We start from the raw sequence: 268 nt of genomic DNA, 5'->3' as shown, positions 1-268 counted from the left end.
ACGTTCGTGTGTCGGCTTCGGATCAATTCCCGGTCGCGCGCATACCGAACGTCCGCTATGTCCGTCAGGAACGATCGACTATTGGATTGTCTTCTTCCAGGACCGGAAGAGATCTAGCAGCACTTTCGCGGGCGTCGGCAGGATGCTCTTTCGGTGCCAGACGGCGCCGACGTCCATGGTCGGGATCGGAATGCTCAGGTCACGCCTCATAATCCGGCTCCCTTCGAGCGACCACGGACGATAGACGAGGTCCGAAAGAATCGTGACG

1 pseudogene is annotated in these 268 nt (G+C 59.0%); it reads right to left on the bottom strand.

Annotated elements, in window-relative coordinates:
* Positions 1 to 78: 78 nt before the first annotated feature.
* A pseudogene (locus tag SB772_RS41510) lies at positions 79 to 268 on the bottom strand (LysR family transcriptional regulator); the annotation flags it as partial.

The sequence above is a fragment of the Paraburkholderia sp. SIMBA_030 genome, assembly GCF_046535245.1.
Classification (GTDB): Bacteria; Pseudomonadota; Gammaproteobacteria; order Burkholderiales; family Burkholderiaceae; genus Paraburkholderia.
The sequence above is the reverse complement of the archived record's forward strand: the minus strand, read 5'-3'. Positions and strand labels throughout refer to the sequence as shown.